Raw genomic sequence first — 18,008 nt, forward strand, 5'->3', positions numbered from 1 at the left:
CGTCCGCCCGTGGTCGGGGGGGGATTCACGGATGGTTCGGTGGTGGCGCCGCCGCGGCACGGGCGGCCGGGACCAGGCCGCCGAGGGCGACGCAGGCGCCGGCCGCGCCGATGACGGTGACCAGGCAGAGCGCCGGAGCGCGGCCCACGGTGTACAGGGCGGCCACGGGCGCCGCCGTCAGTGCGGCGCCCGCCTGGACGAAGGTCTGGTAGAGCCCGCCGGCCGCGCCCTGGAGCCGGGCCGGGACCGCGCCCGTCGCCTGAAGGTGCAGGGCGGTGAAGGCGAGGGCGAACGCGGCCCCGACACAGGCCGTCGCGGGCAGCAGTACGGTCCATCGGGGGTCGGCGTCCGGGGCCCGCGGGTAGAGCGCGTAGCCGAGCGGGGCGAGGACGGCTCCGGCGGCCACCGCCCGCGCCGGGCCCAGGCGGACGGCGATCCGGGCCGAGTGCAGTGCGCTCAGCGCGAGCGGCGCCGCCGCCGGCAGGAAGACGAGGGCGGTCTGCCAGGGGCTCCGGCCGGTCTCCCGCAGGTGCAGGGAGGCCACGAGCAGGAAGCCCACGTACGAGCCGTTGAGCGCGGCGGCGCCGAGCGCGGAGCGCAGCAGCGGCCCGTGCCGCAGCAGTACGGGGGGCACCAGCGGCCGGGGCGAGCGCCGTTCGGCCGTGACGAACACGGCCCCGAGCAGCGCCGCCCCGGCGAACGCGGCCGCCGCCCGGACCGGTTCGCGGCCGGGGCCCGCCAGGTGTGCGAGCCCGTACACGAGCAGCAGGACGGCTCCGGTCAGGGCGGCGCCGCAGGCCGCGGCGTGCCGTCCGGGGCCGCGGAGACCGCCGCCCCGGACACCTGCGCCGCGGACACCTGCGCCGCGGACACCTGCGTCGCGGACACCTGCGTCGCGGGCACCGCTGTCGCGGACGTCGCGCGGGACGAGCCGCGCCCCGGCGGCCAGCAGCAGCAGGGCGACGGGCGCCGGGAAGGCCAGGGTCCAGCGCCAGCCCGCCCCGGTGAACAGACCGGACAGCAGCAGGCCCGCGCAGAAGCCGGCGGCGCCGAAGAGGGAGTAGAGGGACACCGCCCGGCGCCGGGCCGCGCCCTCGGGAACGGCCGAGGTGATGATGGCCAGTCCGGTGGGCGCGGTCAGCGCCACGCAGAAGCCCTTCAGCACCCGGGTGGCGGTCAGCGCCGCCAGGCTGTCCGTCAGCGCCCCGGCCAGCGAGGCGGCGGCGAAGACCAGCAGCGCGGCCAGGAAGACCCTGCGGCGGCCGAGGCCTTCGACCAGCCGGCCGCCCAGGAGCAGCAGCCCGCCGAATCCGGCGGCGAAACCGCTGACGAGCCACTGGAGCCCGGCGGCGCCGGCCCCGAGGTCGGCCCCGACGGCCGGCATCGCCACCAGGGTCGCGGACACCTCCAGCGCGTCGACCAGCATGTTCGCGGCCAGTACGGCCACCAGGGCCCAGCGCGTCCGCTCACCGACGGGCGGGTTTGTCGTCGAGGGGTACATGCTCGTGTTTCGCTCGCAGGAGGGATCGGGGACCGGGGGACGGGAAGCGAAGAGGGGTGGGCCGCACGGGAGGGTTCCCGTACGGCCCACCCCGTCGCCGGCGGGCGCGGGGTAGCGCCGGCGAGTCCAGAGCGGGCGGACGAGGGCTCAGCCGAGGAGCGTGCCGCCCGTGGCGTCGACGAAGGAACCGGTGATCCACCGGGCCTCGTCGGTGGCGAGGAACGCCACCACGTCGGCGACGTCCTCCGGTTCGCCCACCCGGTTGAAGGCGGACAGCGAGGCCATCTGCTCGACCGCTTCGGGGATGTCGAAGACGGGGTTGCCGTTGCGGGTGATGCCGGGCGCGACGGAGTTGATGGTGATGCCCCGGGGGCCCAGCGCCTTCGCGTAGTGCAGGGCGAGCTGTTCGAGCGCCCCCTTGCTCATCGCGTAGGCGATCTCGTCCGGGTTGGCGAAGCGGGTCAGGCCGGAGGAGATGTTGATGATCCGGCCGCCGTCGGGCATGTTCCGCAGCGCCCGCTGGATCAGGAAAAACGGCGCCTTCGCGTTGACCGCGAAGATCCGGTCGAACTGGTCGGGGGTGATGTCGGCCGGGCCGACGCCCCCCATCACCCCGGCGTTGTTCACCAGGATGTGCAGGTCGGTGCTGCCGGTGCGCTCCAGCAGGTCCGCTTCCAGGGCGCCGAACAGGCTCTCCACGTCTCCGGGGACGCCGAGTTCGGCCCGGATGGCGAAGGCCCGCCCGCCGTCCTTCTCGACCGAGGCGACGACCTCTTCGGCGGCCGCCCCGTCACTGGTGTAGTGGACGGCGACGAGCGCGCCCTCCTCCGCCAGCCTGATCGCCGCCGCGCGGCCCATGCCCCGGCTCGATCCGGTGACCAGCGCGGTCCGGCCGGCGAGCCGGTCCGTGCCGCCGCCCCGGACCTCCCGGGCCGCCGTCACCGGGGTGACCCGCACCGCCTCGCGCGGGGCGGCCTGGCGCGGGGGACGCAGCGCGGCCGGCCCGAACCACCGTTCCAGGGCGGCCGTCAGGTCCTCGCCGGGCGCCGTGTCCGGCGTCCCGTCCGACCAGGCGACGTGGCCGTCGGGACGCACCAGGAGGGCCGCGGGGCCCGCCTCCCCGTCCGCTCCGGCCGCCGTGGCGATCCGTACGCGGTCCCGCCAGGGCGCGGCGGCGGCCCGCAGTTCCTCGCGGCGTGCCTCGTCGCCCGGGGCGAGCAGCAGCAGTCCCCGGCCCGGCCGCAGCAGCTCGAAGACGGTGGTGCCGCCCTCTTCGCCCACCGCCCCGGCCTGCGGGACCCGCAGGCCCGCCGCGGGGTCCTGGGAGCCGGCGCCGTGGCGGACGTCCAGGCCGGTGATCATCCCGGCCAGGTGGGTGCGTACGTCCTCGTGGCCGGTCAGTTCCGCGAACACCTCCCGGATCGCGTCGACCTCGGGTCCGCCGAGGAGGAGCAGCGCCTGGGTGCGGATGTTGGCCTGCACGGCCCGGCCCACGGCGTGCCGTTCCTCGTGGTAGCTGTCGAGGAGCGCCTCGCCGCCGTGCCCGGACACCACGGCGGCCAGCTTCCAGCCGAGGTTGAAGGCGTCCTGGAGACCGAGGTTGAGGGCCTGGCCGCCGATCGGCATCTGCTGGTGCGCCGCGTCCCCGGCGAGCAGGAGGCGGCCCTTGCGGTAGCTCGCGGCCTGCCGGGAGGCGTCCCCGAAGGAGTTGACCCACAGGGGGGTGCCGCCCCCGATGTCCTCGCCCGTGATGCGCTTCCAGGTGTCGGCCACCTCCTCGAAGGAGGGCGCTCCGGGCCGGGGCCGGGCCCCGAACTCGTGCACCATCACCCGGGTCACCCCGTCGGGGCGCCGGGCGGCGATGGCGAGTCCGCCCTCCAGCCGCTCGAAGCGGCGGCCGGGGATGTCGATGCCCGCCACGTCGGCGCGCAGCAGTTCGCGCTCGGCCCCGGTACCGGGGAACTCGAAGCCGCCCAGCCGGCGCACGGCGCTGTGCTCGCCGTCGCAGCCGACCGCGTACGCGGCCCGGACGGTGGAGACCGTGCCGTCCGGGCCGCGCGCCTCCGCGGTGACCAGGTCCCCGGTCTCGGTCAGCGACGTCAGCTCGTGGCCGCGCCGGATGTCCGCGCCCAGGTCCGCCGCCCACTGGCCCAGCACTTCCTCCAGGCGGGTCTGGGCGACCTTCCACTGGCCCGGGTAGGGGCCGGGGAGGGCCAGGTCGAAGGGGATCCCCCCGAAGTGGCCGGAGGGGTCGTTCGGGATGTCGCCCAGGCCGTCGAGCAGGCCGCGGGTGTCCAGGATCTCCATGGTGCGGGAGTGCAGGGTGGACGCCCGCGATTCGGTGGTCGGCGCGGTGAGCTTGTCGAGGACCACCACGTCCGTGCCCGCCAGCCGCAGTTCTCCGGCGAGCAGCAGCCCGACGGGACCCGCACCGACCACGATCACCTGGGTTTCGCTGTAGTCCCCGCTCATGGTCAGTCCTTCTTCCCGCCCCGGGCGATGCCCTCGGCGTAGGCCTTGGCGTGGTGGAGGGTGGCGGTGCTGTTGGTGCTGAGGGCGGTGTGGACGTAGCGTTTCGCGTCCTCGACCGTGGCCGACTCGCCCAGGATCCGGGCGATGTTGTCGGTGTTGATCGTCACCGTGTGCTGCGAGGAGGCCGCCACCCCGCCCTCGTTCTCCTCGAACGTCCAGTAACCGGTGTGCAGGGTCATCAGCGCCGGCAGGGTCGTCTGCTTGTACGCGATCCGGTGGTGCGCGAACGTCACCCGGTAGGACTTGGTGGTGTGCACCGAGCCGTCCTTGGCGCGGGTGTCCATCTCCAGCTCCTGCAGCCCGGGGGTGTCCTCGCGCAGACGGACCGTGGCCACGTGCGGCAGCCGCTCGTGCCAGCGGTCCGCCTCGTTCACGAAGTCGTACACGTCCTTCGCCGAGCCCTCGATCTGCACGGTGTCCTCGAAGGAGAACGTCAGCTCTTCGGCCGCGTGCGCCGCCTCGACGTTCTTCTTCAGCGCCGCAAGCTCCGAACGCGAGTTGCGGTCGACGGCCTCGTCGATCCACGCCAGCGAGTCCGCGTCGTCGTCGACGGCCCGGTAGTCGTGCAGCAGCCGCACCCGCGACTCCTGCGCGGACAGCTCCTCGATGATCCAGGTCCCGCCCATCGCGGCCACCGGCGGCGCGGTGACCTCCTGGCGGAAGGTGATCCTCAACGCCTCCGCGTCCAGGGTGCGGCGCGAGGTCCAGTTCTTCGCCTCGCCGTTCGCGGTCGCCCAGATCCGGATCCGCTCCTCGCCGGGCCCCTCCGGCACCTGGTCGACGTAGATCGTCGGGGGGAAGATCCGGGGCCAGTTCACGACCTCGGCGATCAGACGGTAGACGGCGGCGGCCGGAGCCGAGACCGTGATCTCGTGCTCCACCTCGCGCAGACCGGGCTGCGTCATGCCGATGACTCCTCAACAGTCGAAACGAGCACGGTCAGAAGTTGCCGAGGCCGCCGCAGACGTTCAGCGCCTGCGAGGTGATGGAGGCGGCGGCGTCGGAAGCCAGGTAACCCACCAGGCCGGCCACTTCCTCCGGCGTCGAGTAACGGCCGAGGGGGATCTTCGCCTGGAACTTCTCCAGGATCGCCTCCTCCGTCGCGTCATAGGCGGCCGCGTAACCCTGCCGCACGCGCTGCGCCATCGGCGTCTCCACATAACCCGGGCAGACGGCGTTCACGGTGATACCGGTGGGGGCCAGCTCGTTGCCGAGCGCCTTCGTGAAGCCCACCACCCCGTGCTTGGAAGCGGAGTACGGGGCGCCCAGCACCACGCCCTGCTTCCCGGCCGTGGACGCGATGTTGATGATCCGGCCGCGGTCCTTCGCCCGCAGCCCGCCCGTGGTCAGCGCCTCACGCGTGACACGGAAGACACTGTTGAGGTTCGTGTCGATCACGTCGTGCCACAGCTCCTCGGCGATGTCGGCCGTCACACCGCCACCCGAACGCCCCGCGTTGTTCACGACCACGTCCACGCTGCCGAAACGGTCCACCGCGGCCTGGATCCAGGCCCGTACCCCGTCGGTGGAGCGGACGTCGACCACCGCTCCGTCGACCTCCAGACCCTCGTCCTGGAGCTCCTTGACGGTCTGCGCCACGTTCTCGGCGCTGCGGGCGCCGATGAAGACCCGGTGGTCCTGCGCCGCCAGCAGCCGCGCCACGGCCAGCCCGATTCCGCTGGTGGCACCGGTGACGACGGCGACCCGCTTGTCCTGATCCGACATGTGTCCGTTCTCCATGGATAAGAAGGGGGGGAGTGCTGGGAATGCCGGCGGCCGCCGCTCCGATGCGGCGGCCGCCCGCAGACGAGAGGGTCCTAGGCGTCGACCAGCGCGCTCAGGCTCTCGTTGATGGCCGTGACCAGGGACCGGGGCGTCGGGTTGTCGGTGAAGACGTCGTCGTCGAGCGTGATGCCGAACTCGCGCTCGATGCGCCCACCGGTCTCCAGCAGTGCCAGGGACTCGTAACCCAGCGTCTCGAACTCGCTGTCGAGGATGTCGCCGTCGAGGTCGACGCCCTCGTCCGCGCCCGCGCCCTCCAGGAGGATGCGCTTGAGGTCGTCGAAGGTGAATTCCTGCTTGGACAAAATGGATCCCTTCATCGGTCTTCCGCACCCGGGGGATCTCGGCTGCGGTCACACACAACGCCCGCCTCCGTCAGGGGGAACGACGGTGGGCGGACGCCGGCTCGGGGGGCCGTCAGTCGACGGCGCGCACCACGACCGCGGAGTTGAAGCCGCCGCGGCCGCGGGCGAGGACCAACGCGGTGCGGACCGAGGCCGTGCGCGGCCGTACGGCCACCAGGTCGAGGTCGTACGCGTCGGACAGCTCCACATTGGTGGTCGGCGGGATCAGGCCCTCCCGCATGGAGAGGACCGCCGAGACGACGTCGATCGGCGCCCCGCCGGAGTTGATCCGCCCGGTCATCGTCTTGGGGACGGTGACCGGGACCGCGCGCGGGCCGAAGACCGCGGTGATGGCCTCGGCCTCCTCGCGGTCGAGGCGCGGGGTGGCCGCGCCGTCGGCGAAGACCACGTCGACCTCGGCCGGATGGCACGCCGCGTCCGTGAGCGCCACGTCGATGGCCCGGCGCAGGCCCGGCTCCCGTCCGCTGCCCGGCTTGGGGTCGAGCGTGGCCCCGTATCCGGCGAACTCCCCGTAGACGGTACGCGCGCCACGGTCCCGGGCGCTGTCCTCGTCCTCCAGGATGAGCATGGCCCCGCCCTCGCCCGGGACGTAGCCGGCGGCGGCGTCGTCGAAGGGCAGGTAGGCGCGCTCGGGTTCGTCGCTCGTGGACATGAGGCCGCCGTGCAGGTGCGAGGCCCAGCCCAGGGAGCAGATCGGGGCGTCGAACCCTCCGGTGGCGATCAGCTTGCTGCCCTTGCGGAGCTGGCGGCGGGCCTGGGCGAGGGCGTCGAGGCCGCCGGCCTGGTCGCTGATGACCACCCCGGCCGGCCCGCGCAGCCCGTTGCGGATGGAGATCTGGCCGCTGTTGACGGCGTAGAACCAGGCGAAGGACTGGTACGCGCTGACGTGCTTGGCGCCCTCGCTCCAGAGCTTGCGCAGCTCGTTCTCGGCGAACTCGAACCCCCCGGCGCCGGCCGCGGTGACCACGCCCATCGCGTACGGGTCGATCGTGCCCGGTTCGATCCCGGCGTCGGCGAAGGCGCAGTCGGCGGCGACGAGGGCGAGCTGGGTGACCCGGTCCGTCTGCGGGACGAGCCGGCCCGGCAGGTGTTCCTTGGGCTCGAAGCCGTGGATCTCGCCCGCCAGCCGGGAGGGGTAGGCGGAGGCGTCGAAGCGGGTCACGGGTCCGATGGCGTTCTTGCCGATGCGGGTGACCGACCAGAAGTCCTCCACGCCGAGCCCGCTGGGGGCGGCCACACCGATGCCGGTGACCAGGATCCTCGCGCTCATGCGGTCCTCCTGTCGGGCCTGGCCAGCACCATCGCGCTCTGGAACCCGCCGAATCCGCTGCTGACGGTGAGGACGGCATCGGTGCGGTGGTCCCGCGCGACGAGCGGTACGTAGTCGAGGTCGCACTCCGGGTCGGGGGTGCGCAGGTTGGCCGTGGGCGGCACCACGTGGTGCTCCATCGCGAGGACGGAGGCGGCGATCTCCATCGAGCCGACGGATCCCAGCGAGTGCCCGATCATCGATTTGACCGAGCTCACGGGGGTCCGGTGGGCGTGCGGGCCCAGGGCCAGCTTGTACGCGGCGGTCTCGTGGAGGTCGTTCTGCCGGGTGCCGGAGCCGTGTGCGTTGACGTAGTCGAGGTCGCCGGGGTCCAGCCGGGCCTCGTCCAGGGCCACCGTGATGGCCTCGGCCATCTCCCGGCCGTCGGGGCGCAGACCCGTCATGTGGAAGGCGCTGGAGCGGGAGGCGTAGCCGGCGATCTCCGCGTAGACGTGTGCGCCGCGGCGGCGGGCGGCGCCGAGCTCCTCCAGGACGAACGCCGCCGCGCCCTCGCCCAGGACGAAGCCCTTGCGGGTGGCGTCGAAGGGGCGCGAGGCCGTCTCCGGTTCCTCGTTGAGCGCCGTCGTCGCCTTGATCGCGTCGAAGCAGGCCAGGGTGAGCGGGCTGATCGGGGCGTCGGTGGCGCCCGTGATCATGATGTCGGCACTGCCCTCGCGGATCAGGTCGACCGCGTGCGCGACCGAGTCGATGCCGGAGGTGCAGCCGGTGGAGACCACCGTGGAGGGGCCCTCGGCGCCGACGGCCCAGGCTACTTCGGTGGCGAAGGAGCTGGGCACGAAGTGGTCGTAGAGGTGGCCCGGCGCGTACATGTGGTCGACCTGGGCGATCCGTCCCTCGTCGCTGGCCACCCGGTAGGCGGTGTCGAGGCCGCTGATGGCCCCGACACCGGTGCCCATGGCGATGCCGATGCGGTACGGGTCGAATGCCGCGAGGTCGAGGCCGCTGTCGGCGAGCGCCTCACGGGTGGCGACCACACCGAACTGGGCGGCGCGGTCCATGCGGCGGACCTCCAGGGAGGTCAGCCCGTGCCGTTCGGGGTGGAAGTCCACCTCCGCGGCCACCCGGGAGCGGAAGGGGGCGGGATCGAAGAGGGTGATCCCGCGGGTGGCCGTGCGGCCCGAACTCAGCAGGTTCCAGAAGGCGGTGGTGCCGATGCCACCCGGCGCCAGCACTCCGATCCCCGTGATCACTACCCGACGGGTCACCGGTACGGCCCTCCCCTCGTGTTGGCCCGGACGGCTCTCATTCCGAGGCCGACCAGTCGTAGAAGCGCGTGGCCATGGCGTCGGCCGGGGTGCGCCAGGTGGCGGGGTCGTACGGCTGGATGAAGGGCAGCAGGTCGTGGCTGATCCGCATGAAGCGCGGGTCGGTGCGGGACTCCTGGATCCGCTGGCCGCCGTCGTCCTCCGCGAAGTCCTGGAGGTGGAAGTAGAGGCCCTTGTACATGAAGAGGCGGCGGCGCAGGGTCCCCATCCGTCCCGGCATGTCCGTCTTGTCGAACTCGGTGAACAGCTTGGCGACTTGGTCGCTCGACATGCTGTCCATCCGGGCCACGATGAGGTTGCTGTGCGTCATCCGAGGTCTCTTTCCGTGCGGTGGGGATGTTCGGGGGCGAGGTGCTCCGGCGGTACCGGAGCGCAGAAGTCCGCGGGTGGTGTCAGGGCCGGTAGAGGCGGATGAAGTCCGCCACCCCGTCGGCGATGAGCGCGTCGGCCTCGTCCCGGGGCAGCGGCAGCGCGCCCAGGAAGGAGCGCTGCACCACCCCGGAGGGGACCAGCAGGATGAAACGTTCCGCCGCCTGCTCCGCGTCGGAGATGTCCAGCAGGCCCATGGAGGCCAGGCGCCGGAGCCTGCGGGCCAGTTCACGACGTGCCTGGCGGGGACCGGTGGCCTGCCACTTGTCGACGGCCTCGGTCGGCAGCCGGGTGACCTCGGCGCTGATGTGCCGGACGATGGCGAAGTGCTCGCGGAAGGCCTCCAGCGGTGCGAGCCAGGCCCGGCCGAGGGCGATGAGGTCCGCTTCCAGGTCGGTGACCTCTTCGAGGTGGCTGTCGGCGACGGCCGCGAGGGCCGCCGCCACGGAAGCGGAACTGTCCAGCAGCACGCCCAGCAGCAGCTGCTCGTGGTCGGGGAAGTGCAGCGCGACGGTGTCGGCCGTTACGCCCGCCTCCGCCGCGGTGGCCTCGGCGGTGCAGCGCGTCCAGCCCTCGCGGGCCAGGACCGTACGGGCGGCCCGGACGATCTCACGGCGCTCCCCGGCCGGTCCGGACGGGGCGCGCTCGATGGTTGCCAGGGGCGTTGCCATGGGTGGTGTCTCCTCGTGAGGTGCTCGGGGATGCGCGTGCGGTGCTCTTGAGGTGCTCGTACGGGGGCGTGCCGGGGCGGGCGGACGCGCCCCGCCCCCGGCCGGCGCGGTGGCCGCCGGACGCGCGGTACTCGGGGCGACCCGGGCCGGACCGGCCCCGGGCGGGGCCCGGCCTCAGGCGGGGCCGAACCAGCGCTCCAGGGCCATCGGCAGGTCGTGGTGGCTGCCGGGCGCGGCCCAGGCCACGTACCCGTCGGGCCGGATCAGCAGGGCGGTGGTGTCGTCCGGCAGCTCGCCCCCGGCCGCTCCGGCGGGGCGGGCGGTGACGGTGTCCACCCGGTCGCCCCAGGCGGCGGCGCGCTGGCGCAGCCGGGGGTTGTCGGCCAGGTCCAGCAGGACGCCCCGGGCGGGGCACAGCAGCGCGGCGGCGGAGGTCCGCCCGCCGGGCCCGGCCAGTTCCAGTCCGGGCATCCGGCGGCCGAGCAGCGGGTGGCCGCCCTTGCCGACGTCGTAGGTGATCTCCAGTCCGGTCACCATGGCCGCGAGGTGGCGGGCGACGTCCTCGTACGCCATGAGCTCGCGCAGGGAGTCGCGCAGCGGCTGCACCTCGGCGCCGCTCAGGAACAGCAGCCCCTGGGCGCGGGTGTTCATCAGCAGCCGCCGGCCGACCGGGTGCCGCTCCCCGTGGTAGGTGTCGAGCAGGGCGAGCGGCGCCCGGCCGAGGACCACGGAGGCGAGCTTCCAGCCGAGGTTGACCGCGTCCTGGATGCCGGTGTTCATGCCCTGCCCGCCCGCGGGCAGGTGGATGTGCGCGGCGTCGCCCGCCAGCAGTACGCGGCCGCGCCGGTACTCGGTGACCTGCCGGGCCGCGTCCCCGAAGGCGCTCACCCACACCGGCTCGGCGGCCGAGATGTCCTCGCCGGTCAGCCGCTGCCAGGCGGCGGCGACCTCCTCGAAGGACGGCGGGGCCTCGCGCCGCCGCGGCGGGGTGCCCCGTTCGCAGACGACGATGCGGGTGGTGCCACCGGGCAGCGGACCGACCATCACCATCCCGCCGGGCAGCGTCTCGCCGATCATGCGGGGCTTGAGTTCGATGCCCTTGATGTCGGCGAGGAACATCTCCATGGTGGCGGCCGTGCCGGGGAAGTCGAAGCCGGCCGCCTTGCGCACGGTGCTGCGCCCGCCGTCGCAGCCGACCAGCCAGTCGGCGCGCAGGGTGTGCGTCCCGCCCGGACCGCGCACCTCGACCGCGACCGTGTCGCCGTCGTCGTGCACCGAGAGGACCTCGTGGCCGCGCCGGACGTCGGCGCCCAGGCCCGTGGCCCATTCCTCCAGGTGGGTCTCGGTGACGGACTGCGGAACGGTCTTGGCCGCCTGGCAGGCTCCGTCGAGCACGCCGAAGTCGAGGGGCAGGCCGCCGAAGTGGCCCAGCGTGCTGCGCTCGATGTCGCCGAAGCGCGCGAGGATGCCGCGCTGGTCGAAGGTCTCCAGCGTGCGCGCGGTGAAGCCGAGGCCGCGCGATTCGCCCGTACGCCGCTCCAGACGTTCGAGGACGATGACGGCGACACCCGCCAGCCGCAGTTCGCCCGCGAGCATCATGCCCGCGGGGCCCGCGCCGACGACGATCACTGGGGCGTCCATCGCGTCTCCTTGAATTCGCCTCCGGAGACAGTGCACCGGATCTTGACTACAAGGTTCTTCGGACGCGAGCGGCCGTTCAATGGCGCTGGATTCAGGACTCCGTCAGGTTCCACAAGGGATTCTCCGCTGGGTCGGAGAACGGCCAAGGGAGTGTCAAGGCCACGTCAGACTGCTCCATCCGGGCCCTACCGGTTGCTGTGCGGGTCCCCGGGGAACGTCGTGCGGAAGACCGGTGCGCCACCGGCGGATCACCGGTGGCGCGGGGGCGGCTCAGGCGCGGGCCTGCGCCCTGCGGGCGAAGCAGGCGCGGACGTCGCCCTCGGCGTAGAAGGTGCGCCCCGCGCGGTTGCGGCGGCGCCACCGCTCCTCGCTGGCCAGCCGGTACACGGTGCCCGTCGGGGTGTGCCACAGCTGTGCGATGTCGGCCGCGGTGAGCCAGCGTTCGGTGGCCGGGGCCGGGGCCGGGGCCGGGGCCGGGGCCGGGGCCGCGGCGGCGCCGGGCGCCCGCCCGGACTCCAGGGAGTCGCTGAGCTCGCTCCACCGGTCGCTGGTCCAGCGGTGGGCCGGGTCGGCGTCGCACACGACCGCCCGGTCGGCGTCCCGCTCCGCGCCGCGCACGGACAGGGCGAGGGCGCCGGAGCAGCCGGGCTCGGGGCAGGTGCCGAGGCGGAAGGTGCGGGCCGGTTCGGGGAAGGCCGCGCGGCGTCCGGCCCGGACCAGGCGGGCGACCTCGTCGCAGACCTCGCCGGCCGCCGGGTGGGCGGCGAGCCAGTCGGCGTTGCGCAGCAGGAAGGCGGTGAGGTCGGCGACGGTGCGCGGCGGTGCGGTGAGACCGCGCTGCTGTGCGACCAGGCCGCTCCAGGATCCCAGTACGGAGACCATCCTGGCCCGTACGTCCGCGGCGGCCCCGTTGAAGGGGAGCCCGGTCGACTCGCCACCGGTGGTCCGCTCGCGCAGGCTGCCGGGGCCCGCGCCGCCGAGCACGCGTCCGCATTCCTCGTAGAGGTGGGCGACTTCGCCGAGGCCCGCCGCGAGGTGCTCGCGGCAGGGGCGGCACAGCCGGCTGCCCCGGTCCGCGGCCCGCCGCCGGGTGCGTCCGGTGGCGTCCGCGCCCCGGCAGCTCTCCCCGTGGCACAGCGCGGTCACCGTCATGTCGTTCCCCCTCGGCTCGTGTCTGTGGTCGCTGGTCGGTGGTCGGTGCGGTGGGGTGGGGTCCGGCCGGGCTCAGCCCTGGCCGAAGCGGAATCCGACGCCGCGGATGGTGATGATCCAGCCGGCGCCGATCTTGTTGCGCAGGGTGCTGACGTGCGTGTCCACGGTCCGGCGGGACCAGGAGTCGCCCCACACCTGCTGCATCAGCATCTTGCGGGGGATGACGGTGTCGGGATGGGACGCGAGGAGATAGAGCATGTCGAACTCCTTGCGGGTGGTCTCGACGGGCACCCCGTCGAGCGTCACCTCGCGCGTCCCGGAGTCGATGGACAGTGGCCCGCAGGTGATGGTGGCGGAGGCGGGGCGGGTCGGGCGCGCGCGGCGCATGACCGCCTCCATGCGCGCCATGAGTTCGCGGAACCCGTAGGGCTTGGCCAGGTAGTCGTCCGCCCCCGCCTGGAGACCGAGGACCCGGTCGAGCTCGCTGCCCCGGGCGGTGACCGCGATGACGGGTATCTCGTGGGCCGCGCGGATGCCCCGGCAGACCTCCAGCCCGTCCAGGTCGGGCAGTTCCAGGTCGAGGAGGACCAGGTCGGCTTCGGCGTAGACGCGCAGCGCCTCGCCGCCGGTGCCCACGATGTCGACCTCGTGCCCGTGCCGGCGCAGACCGCGCGCCAGCGTCTCGGCCTCGGCCGAATTGCTCTCCACGATGAGGATCCGCCACAGCGCCGACTGCGCCGGCACGTGCTGCGGTGTTCTCGGGCCTTCGGCCGGTGAGAAACCGCCGTTCGCTCCCGCGGCGACTGTGTGAGGTTCCAGCACAGCCATGGTCCGCTGGTTCATCTGCCCCCCTCCCTCATGCTCGGTTGGGTCAACGTCAAGAAGATACAAACCGCTGCGTCGGTTTGTCAAAGCCCACAAAACGGAGCCGTGTTGCCGATAAAAGGGTTAAATCGGGCCATCGACAGGCGAATAACCACGCAGAACAGGCCATCCAGGGGGACCCACACCTGCTTCCAATACCAACGGGACGGTTTAATAATAGAAGGAAACTGATACAGGAGCTATGCGTGATCAAACAAGAACGCGCTGTCCGCACCCGCCGCGCACTGATCGAATCGGCGGCCAGGGTGTTCGGACGGCGCGGGTACGCAGAGGCGACGCTGAGCATGATCAGCGTCGGAGCCGGAGTCAGCCCGGGCGCGCTGCACTTCCACTTCGAGAACAAGGCCGCGGTCGCGGCGGCCGTCGAGGCGGCCGCCGCGCGAGCGCTGCGTTCGGCGGCCCGGGAGGTGTACGCGCGGCGCACCTCGGCCCTCCAGGCCCTGGCGGACAGCTCCCACGCCCTCGCCGGGCTGCTCCTGTCCGACACGGTGGCACGGGCCGGGTTCCAGCTCAGCCGGGAGCCCACCTACCCGTCGTCGTACGCCCTGCCCGGGGAATGGCACGAGTACGTCCACCGGCTGCTGGCGGAGGCGGCGCACGAGGACGCCCTGCTGCCCGGCCTCAACCGCCAGAGCGTCGCCACGACGGTGGTGGCCGCCACGCTCGGCTTCGAGGTGCTCGGCCGGGACGACCCCCAGTGGCTCGCCCCGCGCACGCTGGCGGGGTTCTGGCGGGTGGTCATGCCCTGTCTGGCAGCCCCGGCCACCCTGCGCTCCCTGGGCGCTGCGGGCCGCGGCTCCTGACGCGCCGGGGCGGCCCCCGCCACGGCGGCCACGGGCCGCCACGACGACGAAAGGACCGGGCCCCCGGCCCGCACCCCGCGATCGGGGGTACGGGCCAGGGGCCCGGTCCTTTCCGCCCACACACCCGGCCGGGCGAGCGGCCTCGGCCGGTCGGCCGGACGGCCGGACGGCCGGCCGGACGGCCGGACGGCCACAGTCGGGCACGGACGGCCACGGTCGGGCACGGACGGCCACGGTCGGGCACGGACGGCCACGGTCGGGCACGGACGGCCGCCCGGCCCGCTCACACCGGCCGCAGGCTCCTGACCGACTCCCGGGCGTACTGCTGCGCGGGCTCCAGGGTGGCCCGGCTCTCCCGGCCCAGCACCTCCCGCACGTGCCGGCCCGCCCGCGCGGGATCCGCGCCCGGTCCCAGCATCCGCTCGACCGCGCCCGCGTCCAGCAGCACGTCGTGCCGGCACACCACGGTGACCCCCGTGGCGTCAGGCTCCACGGACCACTCCCCGGCGTGCGCGGCCAGCAGGGGGTGCGGCCGGGTGCGCTTGAAGACGATGCGGCCGGCCGCCGGGAAGCACACCCGCACCTCCTCCGTGGTGTACGCGGAGCCGTCGTCGGCCAGGTTGACCATGCTGGTGCGCTGCACCCCGGCGCTCACCTCGGTGACCTCCGCGCCCACCACGTGCGCCACCCGGCCGGGCCAGGACCCCACGCGGTAGAGGAACTCGTGGACCGGTTCGCCCGGTCCCGGGATCCGCACCGAGTCCTCGAAGGACAGCAGCAGCCCGTCGAGCCGCCGCCAGCGTTCGGCGACGGCGCCCAGCCGGCCGAGCACGGACCTCGCACCGTCGCGCGCGGACGCGAGCACCCGCTCCACGTCGGCGCTCCGGTTGCCGGCGACGGTGATGTCCTGCTCCAGCGTCAGCCGTGACCAGCCCGGGGCCAGTTCCTCCACGCTCCAGGAACCCCCTTGCGTGGTGACGGGGTCGGCCGGCCGCTCCCGCCGGAAGTCGATCCGGCGCCGGTGCGCGTCCAGGGTCCGGCGCCACAGCGTCGGCCGCGGGCGCCCGTCCGTGTCCGCCCACTGGGAGAACCGGTCCGTGGTCCCGGTGGAGTCAAGTCTCTCCACGTGCACCGTGTCCGGCAGGAACAGCGGCCACGGCGCCGTGTCGGCCACCACGTTGTACAGGACCCCGGCCGGTGCGGCCGCGTCGACCGCGTGTGACATCCGGTGTACTCGCTCGACAGACATCAGACACCTCTCTCAACGCTTGACGCAGAGTCTGTCTGTATCCGCCGGAGTCCCCTTCGAATGCCGCTCGATTTCCGCACGCGGCCGGCACCCGGGATCACACCGCGGCGGTGGCCCGGCCGCGCAGGACCTGGTTGACGCACCGCAGGAAGCTCCTCGGGGTGTCCGCCAGTTCGAGCAGCTCACCGTCGAGGAGCACGTCGTACTTGCGCTCGATGGAGCCGGTTGCCTGCAGGAGGGAGAGGCTGTCGTAGCCGAGCTCGATCCAGTACAGGTCCTGGACGTCCTCGCTCAGCTCGACGCAGTCGTCTTCGCCTCCCCAGATCCGCAGGATGCGGGCCAGCTCCGTGAGCTCCAGCCGGTCCATGGCTTGCCTCTCTCCTCGTCCGCCGGGGCATCGGCGCACACCGGGTCGCGACGAGCCTGGTCCCACCGGATGGAGAGTCGCTCACGCCGTCGGCCAGCCGCGCTGGAGCCTTGGCGTCAGGCCGCGTAGAGGTCGAAGGTCGAGCTGCGGCGCGGGCCCGCGACCACGTCGAGCGCCGGGTCCACCCGGAGCATCGCCTGGTGCAGGCGCTGGAGCTGCTGCGAGGGTTCCACGCCCAGTTCGCCGATCAGCCGGGCCCGGAGCCTGCGGTACACGTCCAGCGCGGTGGCCTGCCGTCCCGACCGGTACAGCGCGACCATCGCCTGCGAGTGCAGGCCCTCGTGCTGCGGGTTCCTGGCCATCAGCTCGGTGAGCTCGGCGAGGAGTTCGCTGTGCCGTCCCAGGCGCAGGTCCACGTCGATGCGCCGCTCGGTGGTGACCAGCCGGCTCTCCGCCAGCCGCAGCACCTCGATCTCCAGGATCGGCCCGACCTTGACGTCGACGAGGGCGGGCCCCTGCCACAGGTCGAGGGCCTTGCGCAGCATGCTCGCCGCGCGTTCGTCGTCGCCCTCGTCGAAGGCGATCTGGCCGCCGGCCACCAGGGCCTCGTACGCGTGGACGTCCACCGACTCCTGCGGGATCTGGAGCAGGTAGCCTCCGTGCCGGGTCGCGAGCACGTCCTTGGCCGTGCCGGGGGCGCCCGGCCCCAGCGCGGTGCCCAGTCTGCGGCGCAGCTGCAGGATGTACGTCTGCAGGGTGGTGAGGGCGCTCTCCGGGAGCTTGGTCCCCCAGATCTCCTCCATCAGGGTCGGTACGGGCATCACCCGGCCCGGGTAGAGCGCGAGGAGCGCCAGGATCTGACGCGGCTTGCCCGCCGTAGGAACGATCGATGCCCCGTTGACCTCGGCACTCAACGGACCCAGAACCTGAATCTCCACGGTCTCCCGTCTCCCCTCCGTTATTTCGTCGAGATACTCACGGTTTTCAGTATTCGACCCGATGACGGTAAGGCAGCCCAGGGCGGCATCACCGCGTTCTCAAGCCGACGTCGAGCAGACCTCCGAAGGGGGCGAACGGCCGCGGGATTCGAAACCCCGCCTTCCGATTGACTGCCAGAACCCCTGTTCAGCCCGTAGATCAGTTCGGTCGCCGCTGTTCCGCTTGCCTGATGCGCAAATTCGGTCCACGGATTTCCGGGAGATACCGGAAAGCAGTGGGCGAATGATCTTTTAATGATCCGTCAGCCCACTCGGGCGAGCCGCTTGCGGGCCGTCTCCGGGGATTCCGCCGGGTTCTCCGGGCCGCTCATCAGGATCGACCGCTGGAGACTGCGCAGGGCCGAGGACGGCTCGATGCCGAGCTCGCGGACGAGGGTGGCGCGCAGCCGCTGGTAGACGCTGAGCGCCTCGCCGCGGCGTCCGGAGCGGTGGAGGGCGAGCATGAACTGCCCGTGCAGGTTCTCGTGGATGCGGTAGCGGCTGGCCAGGACGGTCAGTTCCGCGAGCAGTTCGCGGTGCCGGCCCAGGCGCAGGTCGGCCTCGATGCGCTGGTCGAGCGCGCACAGCCGGGTCTCCTCCAGGCGCCGCGTCTCCATGTCCAGCTGGACACCGCCCTCCACGTCGGCGAAGGCCGGCCCGGACCAGAGCGCCAGCGCCTCGCGCAGCAGCCGCGCGGCACCGGGGAAGTCGCCCGCGTCCATCGCCCGGTAGCCCATTCCGGCCAGCCGGTCGAATTCGCGGACGTCGCTGGTCCCGCCGGCGCTGCTGAGCATGTAGCCGCCCGGCAGCGTGACGAGCACGTCCTTGGGGGTGCGCGTCCCGTCCGTGCCCTCCAGTGCGGTGGCGATCAGCCCGCGCAGCTGGAGCACGTAGGTCTGCAGGGTCGTACGGGCACTGCGCGGGGGCTGCTCGCCCCACAGTTCCTCGATCAGCGCGGACACCGGGACCACCTGGTCCGCGTGGAGCGCGAGCAGGGCCAGCACCTGACGGGGCTTGGCGGCGGTCGGCGTGATGGAGACCCCGTTCTCCCGCACGGTCAGTGCGCCCAGTACATCGATGTCCACGCCGTACTCCCCTGCTTCGTCCATGGATGAGCCC

General features: G+C 73.1%; 17 protein-coding genes. 1 reads left to right on the top strand and 16 read right to left on the bottom strand.

Annotated features, from left to right (window positions below; all coding sequences use genetic code 11):
- Positions 1–25: 25 nt before the first annotated feature.
- The 12 genes from SLAV_RS40255 to SLAV_RS40310 all read right to left on the bottom strand — a co-directional run bounded on the left by SLAV_RS40255 (position 26) and on the right by SLAV_RS40310 (position 13,451).
- Positions 26–1,501 carry an MFS transporter gene (locus tag SLAV_RS40255; RefSeq protein ID WP_031943732.1) on the bottom strand — a complete coding sequence of 492 codons (1,476 nt, stop codon included), beginning with the start codon at positions 1,499–1,501 and terminating at the stop codon, positions 26–28.
- Between the two features lie 147 nt (positions 1,502–1,648).
- A complete protein-coding gene (locus SLAV_RS40260; RefSeq protein ID WP_030238003.1) occupies positions 1,649–3,973 on the bottom strand; it encodes an SDR family oxidoreductase in 2,325 nt (774 codons plus the stop codon).
- Between the two features lie 2 nt (positions 3,974–3,975).
- Entirely contained in the window at positions 3,976–4,938 is a 963-nt protein-coding gene (locus SLAV_RS40265; RefSeq protein WP_100661372.1) for an aromatase/cyclase, read from the bottom strand.
- A 34-nt stretch (positions 4,939–4,972) separates the two neighbouring features.
- A complete protein-coding gene (gene fabG / locus SLAV_RS40270) occupies positions 4,973–5,758 on the bottom strand; it encodes a 3-oxoacyl-ACP reductase FabG (protein WP_100661373.1) in 786 nt (261 codons plus the stop codon).
- 92 nt (positions 5,759–5,850) lie between these two features.
- Complete coding sequence (locus SLAV_RS40275; RefSeq protein ID WP_030240823.1) at positions 5,851–6,120, bottom strand: acyl carrier protein; 270 nt, start codon at positions 6,118–6,120, stop codon at positions 5,851–5,853.
- A gap of 112 nt (positions 6,121–6,232) precedes the next feature.
- Positions 6,233–7,450, bottom strand: a complete 1,218-nt coding sequence (locus tag SLAV_RS40280; protein ID WP_030240821.1) for a ketosynthase chain-length factor — start codon at positions 7,448–7,450, stop codon at positions 6,233–6,235.
- Positions 7,447–8,715: a beta-ketoacyl-[acyl-carrier-protein] synthase family protein gene (locus SLAV_RS40285; RefSeq protein WP_030240819.1), complete on the bottom strand. Its 1,269-nt coding sequence runs from the start codon at positions 8,713–8,715 to the stop codon at positions 7,447–7,449. Before SLAV_RS40285 ends, SLAV_RS40280 begins: the two co-directional genes overlap by 4 nt.
- Before the next feature lie 37 nt (positions 8,716–8,752).
- Positions 8,753–9,085 carry a TcmI family type II polyketide cyclase gene (locus tag SLAV_RS40290; RefSeq protein ID WP_030240817.1) on the bottom strand — a complete coding sequence of 111 codons (333 nt, stop codon included), beginning with the start codon at positions 9,083–9,085 and terminating at the stop codon, positions 8,753–8,755.
- An 82-nt stretch (positions 9,086–9,167) separates the two neighbouring features.
- Complete coding sequence (locus SLAV_RS40295) at positions 9,168–9,815, bottom strand: TetR/AcrR family transcriptional regulator C-terminal domain-containing protein (protein WP_030240816.1); 648 nt, start codon at positions 9,813–9,815, stop codon at positions 9,168–9,170.
- A gap of 174 nt (positions 9,816–9,989) precedes the next feature.
- Entirely contained in the window at positions 9,990–11,456 is a 1,467-nt protein-coding gene (locus SLAV_RS40300) for an FAD-dependent monooxygenase (RefSeq protein ID WP_030240810.1), read from the bottom strand.
- A 270-nt stretch (positions 11,457–11,726) separates the two neighbouring features.
- On the bottom strand, positions 11,727–12,608 hold the full coding sequence (locus SLAV_RS40305; RefSeq protein WP_031943728.1) for a hypothetical protein: 882 nt from the start codon (positions 12,606–12,608) through the stop codon (positions 11,727–11,729).
- 72 nt (positions 12,609–12,680) lie between these two features.
- On the bottom strand, positions 12,681–13,451 hold the full coding sequence (locus tag SLAV_RS40310) for a response regulator transcription factor (RefSeq protein WP_030240803.1): 771 nt from the start codon (positions 13,449–13,451) through the stop codon (positions 12,681–12,683).
- 227 nt (positions 13,452–13,678) lie between these two features.
- Between SLAV_RS40310 and SLAV_RS40315 the strand changes: the two genes are divergently transcribed.
- A complete protein-coding gene (locus SLAV_RS40315; RefSeq protein ID WP_030240800.1) occupies positions 13,679–14,296 on the top strand; it encodes a ScbR family autoregulator-binding transcription factor in 618 nt (205 codons plus the stop codon).
- Between the two features lie 283 nt (positions 14,297–14,579).
- Here the strand turns inward: SLAV_RS40315 and SLAV_RS40320 are convergent, their stop codons facing one another.
- From SLAV_RS40320 to SLAV_RS40335, 4 genes are all read right to left on the bottom strand, one after another.
- Complete coding sequence (locus tag SLAV_RS40320; protein ID WP_233109168.1) at positions 14,580–15,521, bottom strand: SRPBCC family protein; 942 nt, start codon at positions 15,519–15,521, stop codon at positions 14,580–14,582.
- A 121-nt stretch (positions 15,522–15,642) separates the two neighbouring features.
- On the bottom strand, positions 15,643–15,912 hold the full coding sequence (locus SLAV_RS40325) for a phosphopantetheine-binding protein (RefSeq protein ID WP_030240796.1): 270 nt from the start codon (positions 15,910–15,912) through the stop codon (positions 15,643–15,645).
- A 116-nt stretch (positions 15,913–16,028) separates the two neighbouring features.
- Positions 16,029–16,850 carry an AfsR/SARP family transcriptional regulator gene (locus SLAV_RS40330; protein WP_030240794.1) on the bottom strand — a complete coding sequence of 274 codons (822 nt, stop codon included), beginning with the start codon at positions 16,848–16,850 and terminating at the stop codon, positions 16,029–16,031.
- Positions 16,851–17,152: 302 nt separating this feature from the next.
- A complete protein-coding gene (locus SLAV_RS40335) occupies positions 17,153–17,974 on the bottom strand; it encodes an AfsR/SARP family transcriptional regulator (RefSeq protein WP_030240791.1) in 822 nt (273 codons plus the stop codon).
- Between the last annotated feature and the right edge of the window lie 34 nt (positions 17,975–18,008).

Source organism: Streptomyces lavendulae subsp. lavendulae (assembly GCF_002803845.1).
Lineage (GTDB): Bacteria > Actinomycetota > Actinomycetes > Streptomycetales > Streptomycetaceae > Streptomyces > Streptomyces lavendulae.